Annotated in this window: 24 protein-coding genes; 9 read left to right on the top strand and 15 right to left on the bottom strand. The window is 42.2% G+C overall.

Annotated features, from left to right (window positions below; genetic code table 11):
* Window positions 1-188 precede the first annotated feature (188 nt).
* The gene (gene gloA / locus J7338_RS10250; protein ID WP_138686930.1) at window positions 189-716 is read left to right on the top strand and encodes a lactoylglutathione lyase; all 528 of its coding nucleotides are present in this window, start codon (window positions 189-191) and stop codon (window positions 714-716) included.
* A 71-nt stretch (window positions 717-787) separates the two neighbouring features.
* Here the strand turns inward: gloA and htpX are convergent, their stop codons facing one another.
* From htpX to bioB, 5 genes are all read right to left on the bottom strand, one after another.
* The gene (htpX, locus tag J7338_RS10245; RefSeq protein ID WP_210796967.1) at window positions 788-1,651 is read right to left on the bottom strand and encodes a protease HtpX; all 864 of its coding nucleotides are present in this window, start codon (window positions 1,649-1,651) and stop codon (window positions 788-790) included.
* A gap of 139 nt (window positions 1,652-1,790) precedes the next feature.
* Window positions 1,791-2,474, bottom strand: coding sequence for a dethiobiotin synthase (gene bioD, locus J7338_RS10240; protein WP_210796966.1), 684 nt, complete (start codon window positions 2,472-2,474; stop codon window positions 1,791-1,793).
* Window positions 2,475-2,492: 18 nt separating this feature from the next.
* Entirely contained in the window at window positions 2,493-3,311 is an 819-nt protein-coding gene (locus J7338_RS10235) for a methyltransferase domain-containing protein (protein ID WP_210796965.1), read from the bottom strand.
* Window positions 3,308-4,462: an aminotransferase class I/II-fold pyridoxal phosphate-dependent enzyme gene (locus tag J7338_RS10230; RefSeq protein WP_210796964.1), complete on the bottom strand. Its 1,155-nt coding sequence runs from the start codon at window positions 4,460-4,462 to the stop codon at window positions 3,308-3,310. The genes J7338_RS10235 and J7338_RS10230 overlap by 4 nt, the downstream gene beginning before the upstream one ends.
* 142 nt (window positions 4,463-4,604) lie before the next feature.
* Window positions 4,605-5,645 (bottom strand): biotin synthase BioB, encoded by a 1,041-nt coding sequence (gene bioB / locus J7338_RS10225; protein WP_210796963.1) that lies wholly within the window; start codon window positions 5,643-5,645, stop codon window positions 4,605-4,607.
* Between the two features lie 95 nt (window positions 5,646-5,740).
* Between bioB and bioA the strand changes: the two genes are divergently transcribed.
* Window positions 5,741-7,030: an adenosylmethionine--8-amino-7-oxononanoate transaminase gene (gene bioA / locus J7338_RS10220; protein WP_210796962.1), complete on the top strand. Its 1,290-nt coding sequence runs from the start codon at window positions 5,741-5,743 to the stop codon at window positions 7,028-7,030.
* Between the two features lie 67 nt (window positions 7,031-7,097).
* On the opposite strand, the gene J7338_RS10215 is transcribed toward bioA, so the two are convergent.
* Window positions 7,098-7,532, bottom strand: a complete 435-nt coding sequence (locus J7338_RS10215) for an AAA family ATPase (protein ID WP_169020914.1) — start codon at window positions 7,530-7,532, stop codon at window positions 7,098-7,100.
* A gap of 287 nt (window positions 7,533-7,819) precedes the next feature.
* On the opposite strand from J7338_RS10215, the gene asnS reads away from it, so the two are divergent.
* The 3 genes from asnS to J7338_RS10200 all read left to right on the top strand — a co-directional run bounded on the left by asnS (window position 7,820) and on the right by J7338_RS10200 (window position 10,898).
* The gene (asnS, locus tag J7338_RS10210; RefSeq protein ID WP_064666209.1) at window positions 7,820-9,217 is read left to right on the top strand and encodes an asparagine--tRNA ligase; all 1,398 of its coding nucleotides are present in this window, start codon (window positions 7,820-7,822) and stop codon (window positions 9,215-9,217) included.
* A gap of 414 nt (window positions 9,218-9,631) precedes the next feature.
* A complete protein-coding gene (locus J7338_RS10205) occupies window positions 9,632-10,129 on the top strand; it encodes a P-loop nucleotide/nucleoside kinase family protein (RefSeq protein WP_210796961.1) in 498 nt (165 codons plus the stop codon).
* 388 nt (window positions 10,130-10,517) lie between these two features.
* Window positions 10,518-10,898, top strand: a complete 381-nt coding sequence (locus tag J7338_RS10200) for a hypothetical protein (RefSeq protein WP_210796960.1) — start codon at window positions 10,518-10,520, stop codon at window positions 10,896-10,898.
* A gap of 69 nt (window positions 10,899-10,967) precedes the next feature.
* Here the strand turns inward: J7338_RS10200 and J7338_RS10195 are convergent, their stop codons facing one another.
* From J7338_RS10195 to J7338_RS10155, 9 genes are all read right to left on the bottom strand, one after another.
* Complete coding sequence (locus J7338_RS10195) at window positions 10,968-11,228, bottom strand: hypothetical protein (protein ID WP_210796959.1); 261 nt, start codon at window positions 11,226-11,228, stop codon at window positions 10,968-10,970.
* A 430-nt stretch (window positions 11,229-11,658) separates the two neighbouring features.
* The gene (locus tag J7338_RS10190) at window positions 11,659-12,510 is read right to left on the bottom strand and encodes an HDOD domain-containing protein (protein ID WP_210796958.1); all 852 of its coding nucleotides are present in this window, start codon (window positions 12,508-12,510) and stop codon (window positions 11,659-11,661) included.
* Window positions 12,511-12,769: 259 nt separating this feature from the next.
* Window positions 12,770-13,531: an SDR family oxidoreductase gene (locus J7338_RS10185; protein WP_210796957.1), complete on the bottom strand. Its 762-nt coding sequence runs from the start codon at window positions 13,529-13,531 to the stop codon at window positions 12,770-12,772.
* A 3-nt stretch (window positions 13,532-13,534) separates the two neighbouring features.
* The gene (gene mmsB / locus J7338_RS10180) at window positions 13,535-14,425 is read right to left on the bottom strand and encodes a 3-hydroxyisobutyrate dehydrogenase (protein ID WP_210796956.1); all 891 of its coding nucleotides are present in this window, start codon (window positions 14,423-14,425) and stop codon (window positions 13,535-13,537) included.
* Between the two features lie 4 nt (window positions 14,426-14,429).
* A complete protein-coding gene (locus J7338_RS10175; RefSeq protein ID WP_210796955.1) occupies window positions 14,430-15,575 on the bottom strand; it encodes an enoyl-CoA hydratase/isomerase family protein in 1,146 nt (381 codons plus the stop codon).
* Window positions 15,575-16,354 (bottom strand): enoyl-CoA hydratase, encoded by a 780-nt coding sequence (locus J7338_RS10170; protein ID WP_210796954.1) that lies wholly within the window; start codon window positions 16,352-16,354, stop codon window positions 15,575-15,577. Before J7338_RS10170 ends, J7338_RS10175 begins: the two co-directional genes overlap by 1 nt.
* A gap of 10 nt (window positions 16,355-16,364) precedes the next feature.
* Window positions 16,365-17,522 carry an acyl-CoA dehydrogenase family protein gene (locus J7338_RS10165; RefSeq protein WP_210796953.1) on the bottom strand — a complete coding sequence of 386 codons (1,158 nt, stop codon included), beginning with the start codon at window positions 17,520-17,522 and terminating at the stop codon, window positions 16,365-16,367.
* Window positions 17,523-17,634: 112 nt separating this feature from the next.
* Window positions 17,635-19,125 carry a CoA-acylating methylmalonate-semialdehyde dehydrogenase gene (locus tag J7338_RS10160; RefSeq protein ID WP_210796952.1) on the bottom strand — a complete coding sequence of 497 codons (1,491 nt, stop codon included), beginning with the start codon at window positions 19,123-19,125 and terminating at the stop codon, window positions 17,635-17,637.
* Window positions 19,126-19,214: 89 nt separating this feature from the next.
* On the bottom strand, window positions 19,215-20,396 hold the full coding sequence (locus J7338_RS10155) for a thiolase family protein (RefSeq protein ID WP_210796951.1): 1,182 nt from the start codon (window positions 20,394-20,396) through the stop codon (window positions 19,215-19,217).
* Between the two features lie 329 nt (window positions 20,397-20,725).
* Here J7338_RS10155 and J7338_RS10150 point away from each other — a divergent pair, with 329 nt between their 5' ends.
* The 4 genes from J7338_RS10150 (at window position 20,726) to J7338_RS10135 (ending at window position 24,799) form a co-directional block, all read left to right on the top strand.
* Window positions 20,726-21,160 (top strand): MerR family transcriptional regulator, encoded by a 435-nt coding sequence (locus tag J7338_RS10150; RefSeq protein WP_145233276.1) that lies wholly within the window; start codon window positions 20,726-20,728, stop codon window positions 21,158-21,160.
* Window positions 21,161-21,223: 63 nt separating this feature from the next.
* Window positions 21,224-22,399, top strand: coding sequence for an isovaleryl-CoA dehydrogenase (locus J7338_RS10145; protein WP_145233275.1), 1,176 nt, complete (start codon window positions 21,224-21,226; stop codon window positions 22,397-22,399).
* A gap of 11 nt (window positions 22,400-22,410) precedes the next feature.
* Window positions 22,411-24,018 carry a carboxyl transferase domain-containing protein gene (locus tag J7338_RS10140; RefSeq protein WP_210796950.1) on the top strand — a complete coding sequence of 536 codons (1,608 nt, stop codon included), beginning with the start codon at window positions 22,411-22,413 and terminating at the stop codon, window positions 24,016-24,018.
* Window positions 24,019-24,028: 10 nt separating this feature from the next.
* Window positions 24,029-24,799 (top strand): enoyl-CoA hydratase/isomerase family protein, encoded by a 771-nt coding sequence (locus J7338_RS10135; RefSeq protein WP_210796949.1) that lies wholly within the window; start codon window positions 24,029-24,031, stop codon window positions 24,797-24,799.
* Window positions 24,800-24,801: the final 2 nt, after the last annotated feature.

Below are 24,801 nucleotides of genomic sequence, written 5' to 3'. Positions count from 1 at the left end.
CAACTACAACACAGCCATAAATAAACAGTACCCCTAAACATTCCATTTTTTTGCTTACAAAACACCCAACTAACTGGCTGGTAATTTAGCTAAGAGGTTTTAATTTTTGCTGCTGTTTATTATGATGGGCGTACACCCTGCCTTTTTAAATCCATTAAGGTTTCAAGTCATTTTTTAAGGATTATCTCATGTCTAGCTATAACGAATCTCCAGAGCAAATTGCACAGGCCACTGAGGGCTATGTGATGCAGCAAACTATGTTGCGTATTAAAGATCCAAAACCGTCGCTGGCATTTTATGAAAACGTATTGGGTATGAAGCTGTTAGGTAAGTACGACTTTCCTGGTATGGAGTTTACCTTATACTTTTTAGGCTATGAGCAAGATATGCCTAAAGGCGATGACAAACAAAAAACACAATGGGTGTTCCGCCGCCCTGCACTGATTGAGCTTACCCATAACTGGGGCACTGAAAACGACGACAGCTTTAGCGGTTATCACAGTGGTAATGAAGAACCAAAAGGCTTTGGCCATATTGGTATTAGCGTACCCGATGTATACGCAGCATGCGAACGCTTTGCTAAATACGATGTGGAGTTTGTAAAACAGCCAGATGGCGGCTCAATGAAGGGCCTTGCCTTTATTAAAGACCCAGACGGTTACTGGATTGAAATACTCTCGCCGGAAGGCATTACTGACATTATTCAATCGCAATAAAAACTATTAAACATAAAAAAGCCTGCAAATGCAGGCTTTTGTTTACAAGTACTGTGAAAAACTTGAATTTTTTAACGACGTAGTGCGTCTATACGTGCGTCAAGCGGCGGGTGAGATGAAAACAACTCTGCCATGCCTTTACCGCTGGCTATACCAAAGGCCATCATTGAGCCTTCTAATTGCGATGGGTGGTTTTGCTTTAATCGCTCAAGGGCTGAACGCATTTTGTCTGCGCCTACCAGCTGTGCTGCGCCGTTATCGGCTGCAAACTCACGTTTACGGCTGTAATGGGCAACCACCACACTTGCTAATACACCAAATAATACTTGGAACAACATATCGAATAGGAAGTAAGTCCAGCTGCTGCCGCCCTCTTCTTCATCGCTATTGATAAAGTTATCTACAATGCCTGCCAGCACTTTAGCGGCAAAAATTACAAAAGTATTAACCACGCCTTGAATAAGCGTGAGCGTTACCATGTCGCCATTAGCAATATGCGAAACCTCATGGGCAAGTACCGCTTCGGCTTGATCTTGGCTCATGTTATGTAATAAACCCGTGCTTACCGCCACCAGCGAGTTATTTTTACTTGGACCGGTTGCAAACGCGTTCATTTCTGGGCTGTCGTAAATAGCCACTTCTGGCATGTTAATACCGGCTTTTTTAGCTTGAGCAGCCACAGTGGTTACCAGCCATTGTTCGGTTTCGGTACGAGGTTGGGTGATCACTTGCGCACCGGTTGATTTTTTCGCCATCCATTTCGACATAAATAACGAAATAAATGATCCACCAAAACCAAATACAGTCGCAATTAGTAAAATTCCGCCAAGGCTACGATGGCTTAAGCCCAGCGCACTCATTATGATTGAAAGCACCACACCTAATACCAACATAACCGCGAGGTTAGTTAATAAAAACAAAAATACACGTTTCATACGAGTTCTCCAAAAATAACATTTATTGCTGAGCGATTTACTATGTTTGATCGGCTTTGAGCAATCACTGCGTTATGACACACTATGTCATAACGTCAGCGCTATTCTGTGACAAACTATGTCACAACACAAGGGTTATTTATGGATTTATGGATAATTTTTCAAGCAGGGTTTTATAAATTTGTAATTTAGGGGTTTGCTCTGTGTAGGGGCTAATGGCAAGCAGAGGAAAAGGTAAGCGTGTTTTAAGTGAATCTAGGTTTGCTTGGTATTCATCCATAGTGGCATCAACTTGGTTTGCAATCCAGCCAATGCAATTAACCCCCATACTTTGCATGTGCGCAGCACTAAGTAATGCATGATTTATACAGCCTAGTTTCATCCCTACCACTAATATTACTGGCAGTTGCTCTGCTTTTACCCAGTCGTATAAATATTCGTTGTCGTTAATAGGTAAAGCCCAGCCGCCCGCACCTTCGGTTAACAGGTAATCAGCACCTTGTTGCTTAACATGTTGATAAACCGTGCTGAGCTTTTCTACTGTTATGTTTATACCCGCTTGCTCTGCTGCAATGTGCGGGGCTATGGCGGGCTTAAAAGCAAACGGATTAATTATGTCGTATTTAGCGCTGACTGTGGCACTTTCCATAAGCATTAGCGCATCGGCGTTTACGAGCTGCTCAAACGCCATTTCACACCCTGAGGCAATCGGCTTAAAGCCAATTGCGCGCTTTTTATGTTGTGCGAGTAACTTTAGCAGCAAACTGGTTACATGAGTTTTTCCGGCGTCGGTATCGGTACCGGTAATAAAAAACTGGTTCATGGCATGGCCTTATTATTTTTACTGGGCTTTTTCTAATGATAACAATACCACATGGTAAGATACATGGGCTTTATTGTTTATAAGCGGATAGGCATCACAGACTTTTTTTAGCGCTGATTTGGTTAATAAACCACGACGACTTGTTGCGTGGTTTTGTGTAGTGGCACCAATGGCTTTAATCGATTTTATAGCAGCTAATGCGCTGCTGTGTTGATCGGTATAGATGACTTTTTTTGACGCGGTGATCTTAAACCCTGCCTTTTCGACCGATTGGTTTATATTATTATGGCTTGCAAACTGATTAATATGATTATGTGGATCAAGCGCTGCAAAGGCGGTTTTTATCTCGTTTAATGACCCTGCAACAACCGTACTAATATAGGCTTGCCCGCCTGGTTTTAATGCTTGATAAAGCGAATGCATTAACATTTGGAAATTAGCAGACCACTGCAGCGCAAAATTACTAAATAGCACATCAATACTGTTAGCTTGCAACGGTAAATTATCCATATCGGCGCACAGTTTAGGCGTGTTTAAATCACTGCTTTTTAGCATGTTAAAACTTAAATCTATGGCAATAACTTGGCCAAATAATGCCTTTAAAGCCTCAGTATTAACCAGCGGCCCTGCACCTAAATCAACACAGAGCTTTTTATTGTTTGCAGTAATGAGTTTAAATAAATCATTAGCCGCTTGTTTTTGCACATTGGCATGCTGGCTGTAACTGTTTGCTGCTTTTGAAAAGTTATGCGCGGTGTTTTTTTTTAAAACCTGAGCCGCTATATACACAGTTATAGGGCTAAGTGGCTTAGTTTTAATTACCTGCGGGCTTATCATGAAATGACCTTTTGTAAACTACCAACGAGTTGTTTTATATCGTCATGGGTGTGGGCTGCACTTAAGGTAATACGCAAACGCGAGGTATTGTGTAAAACAGTTGGCGGGCGAATAGCCGTTAGCCAAATGCCCTGCTGCTTTAGTTGCTCACTGGCTTTTAACGTTTGCTCGGCGCAGCCTAAAACAATCGGTTGAATCGCGGTGTTGGAGTCCATTAGCGCAATGTTCCGCTCTTTTGCTAGGCATTTAAACAGCGCAATATTAGCGTTTAATTTGGCTCGCCTGTCGTTGGCGTATCTTATGCTTTTAATACGCGCTAAAGTATGAGAGGCGATAAACGGTGACATAGCGGTTGAATAGGTATAATCACGATTAAACTGCAGCATGTAATCTATAAAATGCTGCGAGCCTAATACGCACGCCCCACTACTAGCAACCGCTTTACCAAAGGTGATCACTAAAATATCGGGCAAGGTGTCGGATGCAATTAAGGCTTCACAACTGCCCAACCCTGTTTTACCCAGTGCACCAAAGCCATGAGCGTCGTCTATCATTAACCAAGCGTTATGCTGCTTTGCTAAGGCAAATAGCGCTTTGATCGGTGCAGTATCACCATCCATCGAGAACACACCTTCAGACACAATGAGCTTATTGCGCGCTTTTGATTTTTCTAGCCGTGAGCGTAAATGGTTTATATCGTTATGGTTAAACCGTATTAACGCTGCGTTGGCGTGTAATGCGCCATCTATTAAACTGGCATGATTGAGTTTATCTTGAAAAATAGCACTGTGTTTCGCTGTCGCTTTATCTTGAAACAAGGCTTTAATCACACTGCTATTTGCGCTAAAGCCAGAATTAAACAACATGCCTGCCTCATAACCCAAAGCACTGCATAAAGCTTGCTCAAGCGCTTGCTGTGGTTGTTGATAACCCGTCACAAGTGCTGAGCTGTGGCTACCTAGTAATGGCGCGCTGGTTAACTCCACCGGTGAATCGCCAAATCCTAAGTAATCGTTACTCGCAAAGTTAAGGTAGCTTTTATCATTAATCGTAATAGTACGCGCCGTTGCGTTTTGTACTACATAGCGTTTACGCAGCAACTGCTGTGCTTTGCGTTCATCTAAATGGGTGTTTATAAATTCAAATGACATAAATGCTTTAACCTTCAGCGCTATACTCTAAACCATTAACCTATTATTGAACGCTTTACGCTTCGTAAAACATCTCTGAGATGACATAAATGCTTTAACCTTCAGCGCTATACTCTAAACCATTAACCTATTATTGAACGCTTTACGCTTCGTAAAACATCTCTGAGGTTGCTTTATCTGCGACCGCTGACGATAACGATGCTTCATAGGCTTCGTCTGAATAATCGTGGCGTTTTTCAGGGTTCATGCCTAATTTTTTAATTAACTTCATATCCGCATCGGCTTCTGGGTTTTCTGTGGTTAATAACTTATCACCATAGAAAATTGAGTTTGCACCAGCAAAAAAGCACATTGATTGCATTTGTTCATTCATCGCATTACGCCCTGCTGATAACCGCACATAACTATGTGGCATCATAATACGTGCTGCGGCAATGGTACGAATAAACTCAAACTGATCTAAATCGTCAACGTTCTCCATTGGCGTGCCTTTTACTTTTACTAGCATGTTAATTGGCACACTTTCTGGTTGTTGCGGAAGATTTGCAAGCTGCATCAATAAACCAAAACGATCGGCTGCTTGTTCACCCATACCCACAATACCGCCGGAGCAGACTTTCATTCCTGCATCACGTACATTACCTATTGTATCGAGACGGTCTTGAAAAGTACGGGTAGTGATAATTTGCTCGTAATATTCTGGCGAGGTATCAAGGTTATGGTTGTAATAATCAAGACCTGCATCACGCAGTGCATGGGCCTTTTGATTATCCAACATACCCAATGTCATGCAGGTTTCAAGGCCGAGCTCTTTAACTTCTTTAACCATCTGCGAAATATACGGCATGTCTCTGTCTTTTGGATCAGACCATGCAGCGCCCATACAAAAACGGGTTGCGCCTTTTTGTTTTGCTAAGCGTGCTTGTTCAACTACTTTTTCAACTTCAAGAAGACGCTCGCGCTCTAAGTCCGTTTTATAATGGCCCGATTGCGGGCAATATTTACAATCTTCTGGGCAGGCGCCTGTTTTAATTGATAGTAACGTAGATATTTGCACTTCATTAGGATTAAAGTTAGCACGATGTACAGACGCGGCTTTAAACAATAAATCGTTAAACGGCATTTCAAATAAAGCTTTTACTTGTTGATGTGTCCAATCGTGGCGAACAGCTGCAAACTCCATAATTCTCTCTTTTTATTTTTCATGACGGTGATATTGGCTTAGTCTACGACTTGACGTAACATTGTCAACGAACTAAACCAGCATTAAGTTTACAAATGAGCAAAAAGCAACCTATCGACCTTAATTTTGACCGCCAGCACATATGGCACCCTTATACATCGATGACCCAACCTTTGCCTGTGTACCCTGTAAGTCACACTGAAGATAATCGTATTTTCTTAGCCACGGGTGAAGTGCTCATAGATGGTATGGCTTCTTGGTGGAGCGCCATCCATGGTTATGGCCACTCGGTATTAAAAAATGCCGCGATCGAGCAAGTAAATAAAATGAGCCATGTAATGTTTGGTGGCTTAACCCACGCGCCTGCGGTAGAGCTGTGTAAAAAGCTCGTCGAAATCACGCCAAGCACACTCCAAAAAGTGTTTTTAGCCGACAGCGGCTCAGTGTGTGTTGAAGTGGCGATAAAAATGGCGTTGCAGTACTGGCTAAGCCAAGGTATTACCAGCAAGCAAAAACTAATGACGCCGTTAAAAGGTTATCATGGTGATACCTTTGCGGCGATGAGTGTATGTGATCCTATCAACTCAATGCACTCACTATACCAAGGTTTTTTACCAGATCATGTGTTTGTGCCAGCACCAGTAAGTCAATTTAGCCAAACCTTTGATCAGCAAGAAGCACAACGACTTACTGAGCATTTCGCACAGCATCACCAACACATTGCAGCGTTTATCATCGAGCCAATTGTACAAAATGCTGGGGGAATGAACTTCTATCATCCTGAGTATTTAAAAACCGTTCGCAAGTTATGTACAGACTATGACGTACTGTTAATTTGTGATGAAATCGCCACTGGATTTGGCCGCACAGGTAAGCTATTTGCCGTAGAACATGCTGATATTGAGCCAGATATTTTATGCATAGGTAAAGCACTCACAGGCGGCATGATGACCTTATCAGCCACATTAACCACAGATAAAATTGCCATTGGTATCAGCGAAGGTGAAGCTGGGGTATTAATGCATGGCCCAACATTTATGGGCAATCCATTGGCCTGCGCAGTGGCTTGTGCAAGTATTGATTTATTACTTGAGCAAGACTGGCAAGCTCAAATAAGTCATCTAAACGATGCGCTGCAAACATTACAGCGTTGCGGTGAGCTTGAGCAAGTTGTTGAGGTAAGAACACTTGGGGCTATTGGTGTCGTTGAGCTTGATAGTGTAATTGATGTTGCCAAGATCCAAGCTTTCTTTATCAGCCAACATGTCTGGATCCGTCCATTTGGTAAGCTGATCTATTTAATGCCACCGTATATAAGCAGTGAAGAGGATATAACCATATTGGCAAATGCGATTTACGACGCTATCGCGGGCAAACATTTCTGAGCATATATTACTGATCAAGTATGAGTGATAAAGCCAGCACCCAAACTACAACGAGTTTGGGTGACTGTTACCACTCAAACATGTAAGCCATTTTGCTGATCATTTTCAGTGGAATATTATGACTATTACGTTTGGCATATAAGTGTTGCATTGATTTGTCTTTTACTTCACCCACAATCACTTCTTTAACTTGGTAGCCTAGTGCAACAGCGGCTTGGCTATAAGCAATAAATTCCCATTTCTTGATGTTAGTATTATCAACAATAATAAGTGGGATTTCTTGCGCCAACGCATTTATAAAACGGGCTAAATTCAAATTGTGGTATTGCGACAGCTTAAACTTATCAAACTGATAGTCACCCTGTTCATTATAAAAATAATCATCGGTCGAACAAATTAAGTACTGACTTTGATCGCCCGCAACCATTTCATCGGCAAGATTCTGCGCATAATAAGACTTACCACACCCTGGTAAACCACGTAAAATAAAGACTTGTTTCATAATACCTATATGTTTAGCAAGTTAGTTTAAATATCGTAATTGCATATAATGCCACAAAACCCGTTTTTATCGCAGTGAAAATCGCCTTTAAATTTTGATCTAAGTTGTTTCTTATCACAAAAAATTAAAGTTCTAGGTTTTAAACGACAAAAAACCACAAAAATGCAAAAGAATAAGCAAAGAGTTACTTTTGAATGTTTTTTTATTTTACATTCAAAGGTAAGATACACCGTTCAAGTGCAATAGCGCACATATTAATGTAGGCAACTTATATCATTGGAGTGAAGATGAGCCACTTAGCGATTTCAGAGCTATTAAAAGGCAAGGTTGCGGTAGACAGCCAAGTAACAATTAAAGGCTGGATCCGTACACGCCGCGATTCAAAAGCAGGAATTTCATTTTTAGCCGTTCATGACGGTTCGTGTTTTGATCCTATTCAAGCGGTAGTACCTAATTCACTAAATAATTATGATGAAGTTACTAGCCTAACAGCCGGTTGCTCTGTGTCAGTTACCGGTGTTTTAGTACAATCAGCAGGTCAAGGTCAATCTTTCGAAATTCAAGCGAATAGCGTACAGGTACTTGGCTGGGTAGAAAACCCAGACTCATACCCAATGTCGGCAAAACGTCACAGCATTGAGTATTTACGTGAGCACGCTCACCTTCGCCCACGTACCAATATGATTGGTGCGGTAACACGTGTACGTAACTGTTTAGCGCAAGCTATTCACCGTTTCTACCATGAGCAAGGTTATTACTGGATCAGCACCCCTATCATCACCGCAAGTGACTGTGAAGGTGCAGGCGAAATGTTCCGCGTATCAACGCTTGATATGCAAAACTTGCCACGTACAGATAAAGGTGATGTTGATTACAGCGAAGACTTCTTCGGTAAAGAAGCATTCCTTACGGTATCAGGTCAGTTAAATGGTGAGACTTATGCCTCAGCGATGTCAAAAATTTATACTTTTGGCCCGACTTTCCGTGCAGAGAATTCAAATACCTCACGCCACTTGGCAGAGTTTTGGATGGTCGAACCAGAAGTTGCTTTTGCTGATTTAGAAGATATCGCCAAATTGGCTGAAAACATGCTTAAGTATGTGTTCAAAGCGGTACTTGAAGAACGTCGTGATGATATGGAATTTTTTGCGCAACGTGTTGAGAAAACAGCTATCACGCGCCTAGAAGAATTTGTTGAAAAAGATTTTGCACAAGTTGATTACACTGATGCAGTAGAAATTCTTAAAAGCTGCGGCAAGAAATTTGAATACGCCGTTGAATGGGGTGTTGACTTACAATCTGAGCACGAGCGTTACTTAGCAGAAGAGCACTTTAAAGCACCAGTGGTTATTAAAAACTACCCACGTGATATTAAAGCATTCTACATGCGCCAAAATGAAGACGGTAAAACCGTTGCTGCAATGGACGTTGTAGCACCAGGTATTGGCGAGATCATTGGTGGTTCACAACGTGAAGAACGCCTTGATGTACTTGATGCACGTTTAGAAGAAATGGGCTTAAACAAAGAAGACTACAGCTGGTATCGCGACCTACGTAAATACGGCACTGTACCGCACTCAGGTTTTGGCCTAGGTTTTGAACGTTTAGTTGCCTATGTAACTGGTATGGGCAACGTACGTGACGTAATCGCCTTCCCACGTACAAAAGGCAGTGCAACTTACTAAAATGAGTTGCTGCTCATTACTGCAATAGATTACTGCAAAAAGCCAACCTTAGGGTTGGCTTTTTTAATGGTAAATTTGTGCCCATATAAGACCTTTTAATAATTGATTTAGATACCGATGAAATTTTACATGACCTATCAGTACCATTTATGTAAATGGCAAACACTGGAGCGGTTTTAGAATTGGTTTTAAAAGTAGTTGAAATTAAGCCGTAAGTAATCAGCTGTAAACGATAAGTCATTATTAACCGCCGTTTTAAGGCAAAATAACAAGCCTTAAATTTTAGCTATTTTAATTACTTGTTTACAAAAGTAATTATTGGTGGAATTATCAGAGTATGTAATATATGTCATTTTGGTGTTATAAACCACCAAAATGGGGTTCAATGAGCTGTTAGGCGTAAATGGAGGAAACATGGAAAATCAGGGAAAGCTGTTCTTCTTCTGTGGCAAGATGGGAGCAGGCAAATCGACTAAATCTAAGGTTGTCGCTACTAAAAACAAAGCAGTCCTAATTTCAGAAGACGATTGGTTGTCAGCTCATTATCCTTCTCAAATTCAAACATTTGACGACTATATTAAGTACTCAAATCTCATTAAACCTTTCATTAAAAGCCATGTTCAAAGTTTATTGAATATCGGGGTTAACGTTGTCATGGATTTTCCCGCTAATACTGTTAAGCAAAGAGCTTGGTTCGTATCACTGTGCGTCGAAGTAGGTAGTGAGCATGAGCTTTGGTATTTAGACTTAACAGATGAGCAATGTTTATCCCAAATTGCTAAACGCCGAGTTGAACAACCTGAAAGAGCTATGTTTGACACAGAGGCTGTATTTCATCATGTTACTCAGTATTTTGAAGCTCCAGCAGCGAGTGAAAAGCTCAGTTTGGTACGTGTGGGAGAATACGCATAATCGGGTAGCCGTAGGTCTATAACCTCCAGCCCCCACACCACCCATCATGCACATTTTATTAACAGGAAGTGCGATGGGCGGGTCATCTCCCGTAATGAATATGTATCCAATTATCTCTCAATGACACTAAACCTTGTGAAGCTAGTCATTGCCTAGCGCAATGTTAATTTATTTGAGCCCTTTCCAACTCACATAAGCCACTCAAAAGTACAGTAACCCCTGCGAAACGCCAATTAAAGCAACAGCAAATCCTTTTTTATATTTTACGTACCATCAAAGTAACTGATTGAATCAAAATAGGAACTCAGCTATGGTTCATGCATAAATAAAAATAAATTAAAAAACGAGTAATTCTACAGGCTCGTTTGGCCTTTAGGAGTTACTAGTTATGGATAACACTAAGTTATTAGCTTTGGGAGCACTCATTGTTGTATTGCACACTTTGGTGAACGCGCATATATCTAAAGAAATTCATCAATGGGTGCCTTCATCGCAAAAGCGTTTAGCCTTGTTACTTTGTGTTTGGTTTATACCTTTTCTTGGGATCGCTATTGCTTACAAAACTCTTAATTTGGATTGGTTCAGGCAAAAGAGTAAAAAACCTTCATCAGGGCAAAGTACAATGGGTGGTGCTTTTCTCGAGGTAGATGCTATTTTCAATCCTGGGAAAAAATATATGATTGAAGCGCAACAAAAAGAAACTATCGAAAAAAGAGAAGACGGCGACATGTATAAAAAAGACAAACCATACTTAAATAAATTCAAATGATAGCATGTAACGCTCGGCTCACAGATCAAATTTCCCCCCAGTGTAGCCGCTTGATATAATAAACTATGTTCACCATTTTGAGTAATCAGTGTGTATGAACGAAGGGACTACATTAGCCGCCATTTTGACAAGTTTTTCACCGCAATATGGACAAAATGAAACATTTACCGCTATATGCTCAATAGTTTGCCCAACCTCTTCTAAGTAATGATTGTCTTCTAAATCTTGTTCGGTTGCGATATGATTTATATTTAATAGCCACTCATCTTGATTGTTTTGTATCCAAACCTCTTCGGTATTCATACTTTTGCATTTATGAACTTCAGCCAATGAATGCTCCTTTATTTCTAATAACGCGCAGCCCACAGCGGCGAGCGTAGCAGCTCAGGCTTTTTGATAGCGCTGCTCAATCATAAAACGCCAGATTAAATGCTTTGTTATATTTGTAACTTATTGAGTAATTTGCGGCTAATTAAACTTGCCGCTACACTGTAAAACGCACAAATCGCATACTTTTGATTGAGTAATGGTTGAGCACTTGGTAACACCATTGATCGGCTAATACCCGCTTGCATATATTTCGCCGCTTGAGTTTTGATAAACGTATTTAACTCTTGCTCATCACAATCAAATGAGTTGCGATCATGCTTCGATTTACTCAGTTCAATAGTGCCTAAATCGCTTTACTAACATTGGCACTAAACAATGACTGAGGCGAAAGCTAAGAACCTTAATTAACCATAAATAATGCTTAATGTAGTTATGATAAATTGTTTAAAAAATCAATAACGTCCTCTTGTAAGTCACAATACTCATCATCATTCAAATGCAGTACATCTAATACTTTTGATTCTATTATACCCCACTGTGGTATAGGTGAGCCTCGTCTGACCATCGTCACTAAGTTTTCAGACATTTTCAAAATAGCAAAGCAGATTTGTTCATCCGTATCTGTCACCTCAGCAAGAATAGCTACGTCGTGGTGATTAAGAATTAATTGACATATCTCTTTTGGTAAATGCCAACTATTAGCAAGATAATAGCCAATTACTGCATGGTTTGTTTTATATAAACGTTCTTCAATCTCAATAATTGTTTCTTTATCTGTTTGATTAGCGCAGTGCAAAGCGGTTAGGTAATTATCATATTTTATTGCCATAGGTGGAACACCACAATCATGAAAAAGACCTAGCGTATACAAAGATTCTATTGCTATTTGTTTTTTAAAGCGTTGACCTATAATCATGTTTACATTAGCAATTTCGGTTGATGTATCCCAAAATCTTTCTAAGCTAATACAGCTGTTCTCAGTTGCAAACATTTCTTTTAATTTCAACCCCTGTACAAGCGCATTGACTCCGTCCCAGCCAAGAAACATCACTGCTTGCTTTATATCAGCCACAGTACGAGACAAGCCATAAGCAGGAGAATTTATTATTTTTAGTATTGCTGATGAAATCGCTAAATCCTTTACCACTAACTTAGCTGCATCGGCAAGAGGCGCATCGCCAGTTGCTGTTAAATTTTGTAACTCAGTTAATATTTCAGGTTTGGGAGGAATAATAAAATTTCTATTTATATCCTTCAATATCTGTTCATTTATCTCAATCATATATGTTTGATCCCAGAAGCTGCTTATCGTTATAAGAACAAATAGATAATTAATAGTAGAAGTTCATCGCAACTATGACAACTAAAACAGGAAGCGCTAGATGAATTACAGCTCAATTCGTTAAGCTATTACTGATAAATAAAAAACACTGTATATGCATACAGCCCCATTTAAAATGCTACTTTATTAATCAATTAAGCTAGAAAACAAAAACGGCAAGCCGAGGCTTGCCGTTTTATTACACTTAAAAAAGGTTTACTTACAAACGAATACCGCCGTCAATCTCAACCACGCGACCGGTGAAGAAGTCGTTTTCGATAATGTACTGCGCTGTGTGCGCAATTTCATCCGCTTCACCAAAACGCCCTACGGGTGTTACTGCTAGCATACGCTGTTTGGCTTCTGGTTTCATAGCGTCAGTCATATTGGTACGAATAACGCCCGGTGCAATGGCACCTACACGAATACCAAAACGGCCAAGCTCTTTTGCCCAACCAGTGGTCATCGCTACCACACCCGCTTTTGACGCAGCGTAGTTAGTTTGACCAATGTTACCCGCACGAGCAACACTCGACATATTAACTATCACGCCGCCTTTACCCGATTCAATCATATGGCACGCAGCTTCACGCCCCGCTAAAAATACGCCGGTTAAGTTTACATCAATCACTGACTTAAATTGATCAAGCGCCATTTTAGCAACCACTTTGCCTTCTTTGGCTTTGATAAACATACCATCGCGTAAAATACCGGCATTATTTATCAAAACACCAATATGACCAAAATCTGTATTGATGGTATTAAAGGTATTTACTACAGCATCTTCATCAGTCACATTAGCAACATAGGCTTTTACAGTTACACCATGTTGGCTAAGCTCAGCAACTGCATCATCTAGCAGCGCTTGTTGCATATCAATTAACGCAATATTAGCACCAAGCTCAGCCAATTTATGCGCCATTGCAAATCCTAAGCCTTGCGCGCCACCGGTGATCACCACGGTATTATTTTTAATTTCCACCTGTTACTCCTTCGAGAATAATTTAAATATGGCGCTAAAGTCTTCGCTGCCCGCACCTTGGTGTTGCAACATGGTGTAAAGGTTTTTAGCCATTGACCCCATCGGGGTTACTGAATTACTTTGCTGCGCGGCTTCCATCGCAAGACCTAGGTCTTTAGCCATTAAATCAACCATAAAGCCTGGTTTATAATCATTACTAGCCGGGGCTGTGGGCATCACACCTGGGCAAGGATTGTAAAGCTCAAGGGTCCAGTTACGACCAGAGCTGGCGGTCATAATGTCGCTCAGCACGTTTGCGTCGAGGCCATTATTTATACCCATTTGAATTGCTTCACTGGTTCCCGCCATTAAAATACTCAATAGCATGTTATTACAAATTTTTGCGACTTGTCCTGCGCCAATATCACCTGCATGAAAGATATTTTTACCCATATCAGCAAGCACCGGTTGGGCCTTAGCAAATTGCTCATCGCCACCACCGACGATAAAGGTCAGTGTACCTGCCGTTGCACCGGCAACACCACCGGATACCGGCGCGTCAACAAAGTCGATACCATGTTCACTAAGCTCAGCGCCTACGTCGCGTGCTGATGTAGCATCAATCGTTGAACAATCAATTACTAACGTTGACTTTGCTAAAATATGTACAAGTCCGGTATCACCTAAATAAAGTGACTTAACGTGCTTACTGGCCGGTAGCATGCTGATCAATACATCAACATCCGTTGCGCAATGTTTAGCATCATTCGCGGCGATCGCGCCATTATCAGCAAGTAGATTTACGACCGATCGGTTTAAATCAAATACTTTAACCTGATGACCCGCTTTAACTAAGTTGGCAGCCATTGGGCCACCCATGTTACCTAAACCAATAAAACCAATAGAAAGTGACATAACATTATCCTTGTGTAAGTTGTTTTAGTGGATGTGAGTCGTGATCCCAACGTTGAACAAAAAAACTCTCGACTAATTCATCTGGGATCTGTTCAAGCGTTTTAAACTGCCAATTAGGCGCGCCGTCTTTATCAATCAGTAACGCACGAATACCTTCTTGAAACTCGCCGACTTCACCACAGCGAACCGACATACCCAGTTCCATTTGAAAACATTCGCCTAAACTTTTACCTTTTGAACTGGCAAGTTGACGCTCAACTAAGGCGCAACTGAGCGGGCAACCGTGCTTTAATGCTTTTTGCGCTCGGGTAAGCCACGTAGCGTCAGTTTCTAGATTTAAGATATAATTTACTTTATCGCGTAGTTCAGTAAATTCACCCAATTTTTGAATGGTGGCTAAATGCGCCTTTACATTGCCTTTTGGCATTCGCCCAGAGACATTATCAAGTTCGGTAAGTAAACTGGTCAGCTTCTCGTGATTCAATGAAGCCGTTTTACCCCACTTAATGCTGCACAATTGCTCAATCAGAGTGTCGTATTTATCCGCCTTAAGGTAGTGATCAGCCAATGCCACATACATTGCATCGTCACAATTAATAGACGCTGCAGTTAACCCCAAAAATAAGCCCACATGTTCAGGCATTTTATGTAGAAAATAACTGCCGCCTACATCTGGGTATAAACCAATTGTTAGCTCAGGCATAGCAATACGTGAGTTCTCAGTTACCACACGATGACTTGCTCCGGCCATTAAGCCTAAACCGCCGCCCATCACAATGCCATTACCCCAAACAAGGATCGGTTTATCATAACAATGAATGAGGTGGTCAAGGCGATACTCGTGAGCAAAGTAATCTTCTATTAGATTTGCCGGTTCACCGCTGTTCATAGCATTATGCAGGCTGACTACATCACCACCGGCACAAAATGCTTTATCCCCTGCCCCTTTAAGTATCACCATCGCAACATTACTGTCAGCCGCCCATGCGTTAAGTTGCGGCGCTAATAATTTGATCATCTCAAAATTAAGTGCATTTAACGATTTAGGGGAGTTGAGCGTGGCAAAACCAATGAGTGAGCCGTTTACAGCGCTCGCAGTTTCAAACACCACCGGCGCATCTGGCGGATTTAATTGCGTTAACTCAATCATTAGCCATTCACCCAATTTGCTTTGCGTTTTTCTAGGAAAGCATTTACCCCTTCTTGTTGATCTTGTGTATCAAACAAACCAACAAATAACTCACGCTCAAGCGGTAATACATGCGCCATTGGCTGAGTGCGGCCCTTTTGGATCAGGGTTTTACAGGCACTAACAGCAACAGGACTTTGATCTGCCACTTGAGTAGCTAATTTAAGTGCCACAGCAAGGCTGTCACCTTGCGGGACCACTTCTTCAACTAAGCCGATTTGCAGGGCTTTATCGGCTTTTAAGCGCTCGCCGCATAAAATCATTCGTTTTGCCCAACCTTCACCAACTAACCAAGCCAGATTTTGCGTGCCACCCGCACACGGTAGTAAACCTACTTTGGCTTCTGGTAGTGCCATTTGTGCTTGCTCTTCTGCAATGCGAATATCACATGCTAACGCCACTTCTAGACCACCACCCATGGCATAGCCATTGATCGCGGCAATGGATACACCTCTAAATGCAGTTAATGCTTCAAATGCGTCACCAAATACTTGCGACATAGTCGCTGCTACGCCTTTATCACCACCAGCAAATACATTTAAATCAGCACCAGCACTGAAGAACTTTTCACCTTCACCGGTGATCACTAAAGAGTAAACATTTTTATTGTCATTTAGCTCATTTACCATATTTTTTAAGGCAATCAACGTGTCTTTAGTCCAGGTATTCGCTGGCGGATTAGACATGGTTAAAATCGCTACATGACCTTCAATGGTTAATTCAATATTTGGGTTTGACATTTCGCGCTCCTTATAGAATATCGGCTGCTGATTCAGCTAAAATACGGCGTGCAATAATCACCCGCATGATCTCGTTAGTACCTTCAAGAATTTGATGAACGCGCACATCACGTACGTGGCGCTCCAGTGGGTATTCTTTGATATAACCATAACCACCATGAATTTGTAGTGCGTCATTACACACAGTAAAACCTACATCAGTGGCAAAACGCTTTGCCATGGCGCAATAAGTGGTTTTTTCGCTGTCATTATTATCAAGTTTAAAAGCCGCTAAACGCACCATTTGACGTGCCGCAACAAGTTCGGTGTTCATATCGGCAATTTTAAATTGCAGCGCTTGAAAAGCAGCCAACGGTTTACCAAATTGTGTGCGTTCTTTTAAGTATTCACGGGCTGTTTCAAGTGCCGCTTGGGCAGTGCCAATTGAACAAGTTGCAATATTAATACGTCCGCCATCAAGGCCTTGCATTGCAAACTTAAAGCCTTCACCTTCTTGACCTAATAAATTATGAGCAGGTATGCGTACATCTTCAAAACTAATTAGTCGTGTTGGCTGCGCATTCCAGCCCATTTTTTCTTCTGCTTTACCGTATGCAACGCCTTTGGCATCAGCTGGTACTACAAACGCAGAAATACCCGCCGCACCTTCGCCGCCAGTACGCGCCATAACCACTAACACGTCGGTTTCACCAGCACCTGAAATAAACATTTTTGAGCCGTTGATCACGTACTCATCACCGTCAAGCACAGCTTTGGTTTTTAGTGATGCAGCATCAGATCCTGAGCCTGGCTCTGTCAAACAATAAGAAGCGAGTAGCTCACCCATTACAAGTTGATCACAATATTGAGCTTTTGTTTGCTCAGTGCCAAAACTTGCAATCATCCAAGTAGCCATATTGTGAATGGTCAACATTGCGGTAGTCGCTGTACAGCCCATCGCCAGTTGTTCAAAAATAATGCTCGAATCAAGACGAGATAAACCCAAACCACCGGCTTCCTCTGGAGTGTATAAACCGCAAAAGCCAAGCTCGCCGGCGGCTTTTATTGTGTCTTTTGGAAAGATATGTTCGCGGTCCCACTTGGCTGCATGGGGTGCAAGCTCTGACTGCGCAAATTGGCGCGCCGTATCAGCAAATGCTTGTTGATCTTCAGTTAAGTTAAAGTCCATTGGCGACCTCTTTAAAAATGTGTGTTGTCAAAATCAAGATGAGTGAAGGGTAACGAAGACTCAATAAAATAGAGTGCCTTCGTTACCCTTCTTTTTTATTATGATAAACGTGTTATTTAAGATTTATGCTCATGTTTGGACCAGAGGCAATCTCGTCTTCAAACCAACGTGAAGTAATTGTTTTGGTCTCAGTATAAAAACGAATACCCTGCTTACCATATGTGTGAGTGTCGCCGTAGAATGACCCTTTCCAACCGGTGAACGAAAAGAATGGCAATGGCACAGGAATTGGTACGTTAATACCCACTTGACCGACTTCAATCTCATGTTGGAACTTACGCGCAACCGCACCGCTTGAGGTAAATAATGACGTACCATTACCAAATGGTGATTCATTAATAAGGGCAATTGCTTCATCAAGCGAATCAACAAACATACACGCCAGTACTGGGCCAAAAATTTCTTCTTTGTATAAATCCATCTCAGTGGTGACGTCAGTAAATAAGGTAGGTCCTACCCAGTTACCTTTTTCATGGCCTTCGACAGTAAAATCAGAGCCATCAATTAAACACGTTGCACCTTGCTCTTTACCTTGTGCAATCAGTGACAAAATACGCGCTTTGGCTGCGGTCGATGTTTGCGGACCATAGGCTGCATCTTTGTCATCCCACACACCCGGGCGCACATTGGCAAAACCGGCTTTGATGTCTTCAACCCAGTCTTTCGCTTGGCCAACAAACACCGCCACTGAAATACCCATACAACGCTGACCCGCAGCACCAACAGAGGCACCAACAAGGTTATTAACTACATGTGAGCGACTTGCATCAGGCATGATCACCATGTGGTTTTTAGCACCGACACAGGCTTGTACACGTTTTAAATTAGCCGTGCCTTTAGAATAAATGTATTCACCTACGCCACACGAGCCAACAAACGAAATGGCGCGTACTGCGGGATCTTCTAATAAGCGGTCAACTTGTACTTTAGTGCCATGAACAACTTGTAATACACCTGCTGGTGCGCCGGCTTCAATGAACAGTTCAGCGAGTCGCATTGGCGTCAGCGGATCTTGCTCAGAGGGTTTTAAAATAAAGGTGTTACCGCACACAATCGCAAGTGGGAACATCCATAGTGGGATCATCGCTGGGAAGTTAAACGGCGTAATACCCGCGCACACACCCAGTGGTTGCATGTATGAGTAAGTATCGATTTTACGGGCCACGTTTTCCATGGTTTCGCCCATCATTAAAGATGGCGCATTAGCTGCTTGCTCAACCACTTCAATACCACGCCAAACATCGCCTTTGGCATCTTCAAAGGTTTTGCCTAATTCATGGCAAATAATGGTGGCTAGTTCATCGTGGTGCTCTTTTAAAAGTGCTGCATACTTCATCATAATGCGCGCACGTTCAGTAATTGGCACATCTTTCCAGCTTTTAAAGGTGTCTTTGGCTGATGCGATAGCCGCATCCATTTCAGCGTCGGTAGCACACGGTACTTGTGCTAACACTTCTTGGTTTGCTGGATTAATAACGTCAATCAGTTGATCTGATGTTGATTGAACAAATTCGCCGTTGATCAGTAATGGTACTTGGTGCATAACGCACTCCTCCCCAGAGGGTAATAAATTAAGCCGCAGTAGTTATTGTTAAAAGAGCCTACGGCTGTAAGAGTTTAAATTTAACTAATTTATAGTGCTTCAACTGCCAGTGCGACCGCCTCGCCACCGCCAATACATAAAGACGCTACGCCTTTTTTCAGGCCACGATTTTTAAGAGCATGAATAAGTGTTACTAAAATACGTGCGCCGCTAGCACCAATTGGGTGGCCAAGTGCACAAGCACCACCATTAACATTCACTTTGCTGGCATCAAGTTTTAATTCATTAATCGCCAACATTGTTACCATGGCGAATGCTTCGTTAATTTCCCATAAGTCAACGTCGTCAGTTGTCCAGCCTGCTTTTGCGAGCAAAGTATTCATTGCGCCAACGGGAGCAAGAGTAAACTCACTTGGTTTTTGAGAATGGGTACTGTGCGCAACAATACGACACAGTGGCGTAAGCCCTTGTGCTTTGGCGTGGGATTCACTCATTAAAATAAGGGCTGCGCCACCGTCTGAAATTGACGATGAATTAGCAGCAGTGATGGTGCCGTCTTTTTTAAACGCAGCACGCAAACCGGGAATTTTTTCTGGGCGCGCATTACCTGGTTGCTCGTCAATGCTGATGATTACATCGCCCTTGCGAGAGCTAATAGTGTGCGGCGCAATTTCATTTACAAAATCGCCATTTGCAATCGCTGCATTTGCTTTGGTCAATGAATTAAGTGCAAATTCATCCATTTGCTCGCGGCCAATACCGTATTCATCAGCCGTATCTTGAGCAAAACAGCCCATCGCTTTATTATCGTATGCGTCTTCTAGGCCATCACTCATCATGTGATCTTTAATTTCGCCATGGCCCATACGCATACCGCCACGCGCTTTAGGAATAAAATATGGCGAGTTGGTCATGCTTTCCATGCCACCTGCAACCGCGCTGTTAATTGAACCGGCTTTAATTAAATCATGTGCAAGCATGGCGGCCTTTAAACCTGAACCACATACTTTGTTGATAGTCGTAGCGCCAGTACTGCGCGCAAGACCTGCTTTTAACATTGCTTGACGTGCTGGCGCTTGACCTAAACCTGCCGGTAATACACAGCCCATGATCACTTCATCAATAGCTGTATCGCTTAATCCGGTGTCAGCAAGCGCACTGGCAATGGCTGTTGCACCTAACTCAGTGGCGGCTGCATCACTAAGGGCTCCCATAAAACCACCCATTGGGGTGCGTTTTGCTGCTACAATAACAACGGCTTCGGTAGTCATAAAAAAGGCTCCATTTTATAATTGGCTATATTCATATGCAGAGATTAGCCAAACACTGTAATTTATAATCTGCTTATGAGCATACATAATATTTACGTTTACGCCAACGTAAATCTAAAATCAAGGTTTTTGCGCCCAACGAAAGTGTAAACATATCTTTATTTTGCTGTAGCCTAATACAAACAGCGCCCCTGCAAGCTGCATTAATACAGGTTACACCTGCTATTTATGGCTTTAGGTTATTAGTCTAAAGTATAAGTTCTACAATCCACTTTACCTTTACGTAAACTTCACTTATATTGGGGTTATTCGAATGAGGTAAAAACACTATGAATCAAGATAATCAAACAAACTTTGCAAGTTCAGCCGCCGAACCGGCAAGCAATGAACAAACCTTTAGTATCAGTGAACTGGCTAAAGAGTTTGATATAACCACCCGCTCAATTCGCTTTTACGAAGATCAGGGCTTAATTTCACCTGAGCGTAATGGTCAAACCCGTATTTATTCAAAACGCGATAAAGTGCGTTTAAAACTTATTTTACGTGGCAAGCGGTTAGGTTTTACCTTAGCTGAAACAGGCCGTTTGTTTGAACTTTATGATGCCGATAAATCCAGCGCTAAACAGTTAGTGACGATGCTTGACTTAATTTCAGATAAAAAAGCGGATCTAAGCCAACAAATGGATGACATTAAAGTTGTCTTGATGGAATTAGTAACCGCAGAGCGTCGTTGTCGCGACACCTTAAATCAATTAGATGAATAACTAGTTTTAAACAATAACGATTAAATGACTATTCATTAACAGTCTCTCACACAGGAATGAATCATGAGCACTATTTCACTATATAAAGAAATGAACTTTGGCCTTGGCGAAACCGCAGATATGATCCGCGATCATGTAAACAGTTTTGCTAGCCAAGAAATTGCCCCTTTAGCTGAAAAAACCGATCTTGATAATGCGTTTCCTAATCAGCTTTGGCCACAACTTGGCGAAATGGGCTTGCTAGGTATGACCGTACCCGAAGAGCTCGGTGGTGCCGGTCTTGGTTACCTTGAACACGTAATCGCAATGGAAGAAATTAGCCGAGCGAGTGCCTCTATCGGTCTAAGTTACGGTGCTCATTCTAACCTGTGTGTTAATCAAATTAATCGTAATGGCACGCAAGCACAAAAAGAAAAATACTTACCTAAATTAATTAGTGGTGAGCACATTGGCGCCCTTGCCATGAGTGAGCCAAACGCAGGTTCTGACGTTGTATCAATGAAACTTAAAGCCGAGAAAAAAGGCGATAAGTACATTTTAAACGGTAATAAAATGTGGATCACCAATGGTCCAGATGCGCATACTTTAGTGATCTATGCTAAAACTGATTTAACCGCTGGCGCTAAAGGCATCACCGCATTTATTGTTGAGAGTAATTTCCCTGGTTTTTCTACCGCCCAAAAACTCGACAAACTCGGGATGCGCGGCTCAAATACCTGTGAATTAGTGTTCGAAAACTGTGAAGTACCAGAAGAGAATATTCTTGGCAATTTAAACGAAGGCGTTAAGGTACTAATGAGTGGCCTTGATTATGAACGTGTTGTGCTAGCGGCAGGCCCGCTGGGTATCATGCAAGCCTGTATGGATATTGTTGTACCGTATATTCATGAACGTAAGCAGTTTGATACACCGATTGGTCAATTTCAGCTGATACAAGGCAAAGTAGCCGACATGTATACACAAATGAATGCAGCCCGCTCTTATGTATACACTGTTGCGCGTTCATGTGATCGCGGTGAAACGACCCGTAAAGATGCAGCAGGCGCAATTCTATATGCGGCAGAGCTGGCAACTAAAATGGCACTTGATGCTATTCAAATTCTCGGTGGCAACGGTTATATCAACGAATACGCCACTGGCCGCCTACTGCGTGACGCTAAGCTTTATGAAATTGGTGCCGGCACCTCGGAAATTCGCCGTATGCTCATTGGTCGCGAATTATTTACTGAAAGCCGTTAAGGATAAGCGCTATGACTATTTTAAAATCAAGCGTCAACCCTCATGACCCGCAGTTTTTACAAAATCATAAAAATATGGCAGCACTGGTTGATGACTTACACGATAAAGTAAGCGAGATCAGCCAAGGTGGTGGTGCAGCGTTAATAGAACGCCATGAAAGCCGTGGTAAAATGTTCGTGCGTGAACGCATTAGTACCTTACTTGACGAAGGTTCGCCGTTTTTAGAAATTTCGCAATTTGCTGCGTATGGCGTGTACGAACAAGCAATTCCATGCGCCGGTGTGGTTGCTGGTATTGGTCGTGTCAAAGGCGTTGAATGTATGATCATCGCCAATGATGCGACAGTTAAGGGCGGCACCTATTTTCCGCTAACCGTTAAAAAACATTTACGCGCACAAGATATTGCCGAGCGGTGTCATTTACCGTGTATATATTTGGTTGATTCAGGTGGTGCCAACCTACCTGAGCAAGATGATGTGTTTCCTGACAAACTGCACTTTGGTCGTATTTTTTATAACCAAGCGCGTATGTCAGGTAAAGGGATTCCACAAATTGCTGTTGTTATGGGTTTATGTACCGCAGGTGGCGCATACGTGCCTGCAATGGCCGACGAAAGCATCATTGTAAAAGAGCAAGGCACAATCTTTTTAGCTGGCCCACCGCTGGTAAAAGCGGCTACAGGTGAAGAGGTAACCGCAGAAGAACTTGGCGGCGCTGATGTCCACTGTAAAACATCAGGGGTTGCCGATCATTACGCTGAAAATGACGCTCATGCGTTATCAATTGCTCGCCAATGTATTGAACGAATTAATTATCAACGCCCTACTTCGCCAATATTAGAGCAAGTAAAAGCACCGCGTTATGACATTAACGAATTATACGGCATTGTTGGCACCGATCTTAAAAAACCGTTTGATGTGCGTGAAGTAATAGCACGTACCGTGGATGACTCTTCGTTTGATGAGTTTAAACGTTACTTTGGCGATACCTTAGTGACTGGGTTTGCAAAAATCTATGATCACCCAGTTGGGATTGTTGCTAACAATGGCATTTTGTTTAGTGAGTCAGCTCAAAAAGGCGCGCACTTTATACAGCTGTGCGCACAACGAAATATTCCACTGGTGTTTTTACAAAATATTACCGGCTTTATGGTAGGTAAAAAATACGAAGCCGAAGGCATTGCTAAACACGGCGCTAAAATGGTGATGGCTGTTTCGTGCGCTGATGTTCCAAAATTTACCGTATTAATTGGCGGCTCTTATGGCGCAGGTAACTATGGCATGTGTGGTCGTGCGTTTGAACCGACTATGATGTGGATGTGGCCTAATGCGCGTATTTCTGTGATGGGCGGCGAACAAGCAGCAGGCGTTATGGCGCAAGTTAAGCAAGATGGTTTAGCCCGTAAAGGCCAAAGCATGACTGATGAGCAAATCAGCGAATTTAAAAAGCCAATCATTGATCAATACGAGCAACAAGGTCATCCATACTATGCCAGCGCCCGTTTATGGGATGACGGCATAATCGACCCTGCTGATACCCGTAATGTACTTGGTTTGGCATTAAGCGCAGCAGCAAACGCACCAAAACAAGATTCACAATTCGGTGTATTTAGAATGTAAGGACGTGAGTATGTCAGTAACACTACAAATAACTAAATCAAATGTGGCTGTACTCGTTTTAAGTCGCCCAGAAAAGCGTAATGCTTTTAACGAGCAAGTAATTCAAGAGCTTATTCAATGTATTGAACATGCCAATACGCTTGATGTTCGCGCATTGGTATTAAAAACCGAAGGCGAACATTTCTCAGCGGGTGCTGACCTTAATTGGATGAAATCGATGGCGGGCAATGATTTTAGCGAAAACCTCGCTGATTCAAAGCAACTTGCCAAGCTGATGCATGTATTAGCCACGAGCCCATTACCTACAATTTGTGCAGTACAAGGTGCCGCATTTGGCGGCGCACTGGGCTTAATTGCCTGTTGTGACATAGCCATATGCCAAGACAACGCACAATTTTGTTTAAGCGAGGTCAAACTCGGCCTCATTCCTGCGGTGATCAGCCCGTATGTGATCAAAGCAATTGGCGAACGGGCCGCACGTCGTTATTTTTTAACCGCTGAGATTTTTGATGCTCACACCGCCAAGCAATTAGGCTTAATTCATCAAATAACTGGGAAACTGGACTGCGCACTTGATCAACTACTTGAAACACTGATCAACAACGGCCCTGTCGCGGTTCGCGCAGCAAAACAATTGATCAACGATGTGGCAGGTCATGATATTAATGGTCAAATCATTAATTTAACCGCTGAGCGGATTGCAGAAATTCGCGTATCAAAAGAAGGCCAAGAAGGCTTAACTGCATTTTTTGAAAAGCGCCCACCAAATTGGCAAAAATAGGG

The organism is Pseudoalteromonas ostreae (assembly GCF_018069805.1).
In the GTDB taxonomy this organism is placed as follows: Bacteria; Pseudomonadota; Gammaproteobacteria; order Enterobacterales; family Alteromonadaceae; genus Pseudoalteromonas; species Pseudoalteromonas ostreae.
Note: the sequence above shows the minus strand (reverse complement) of the source record. Positions and strands in the feature narration are given on the sequence as shown.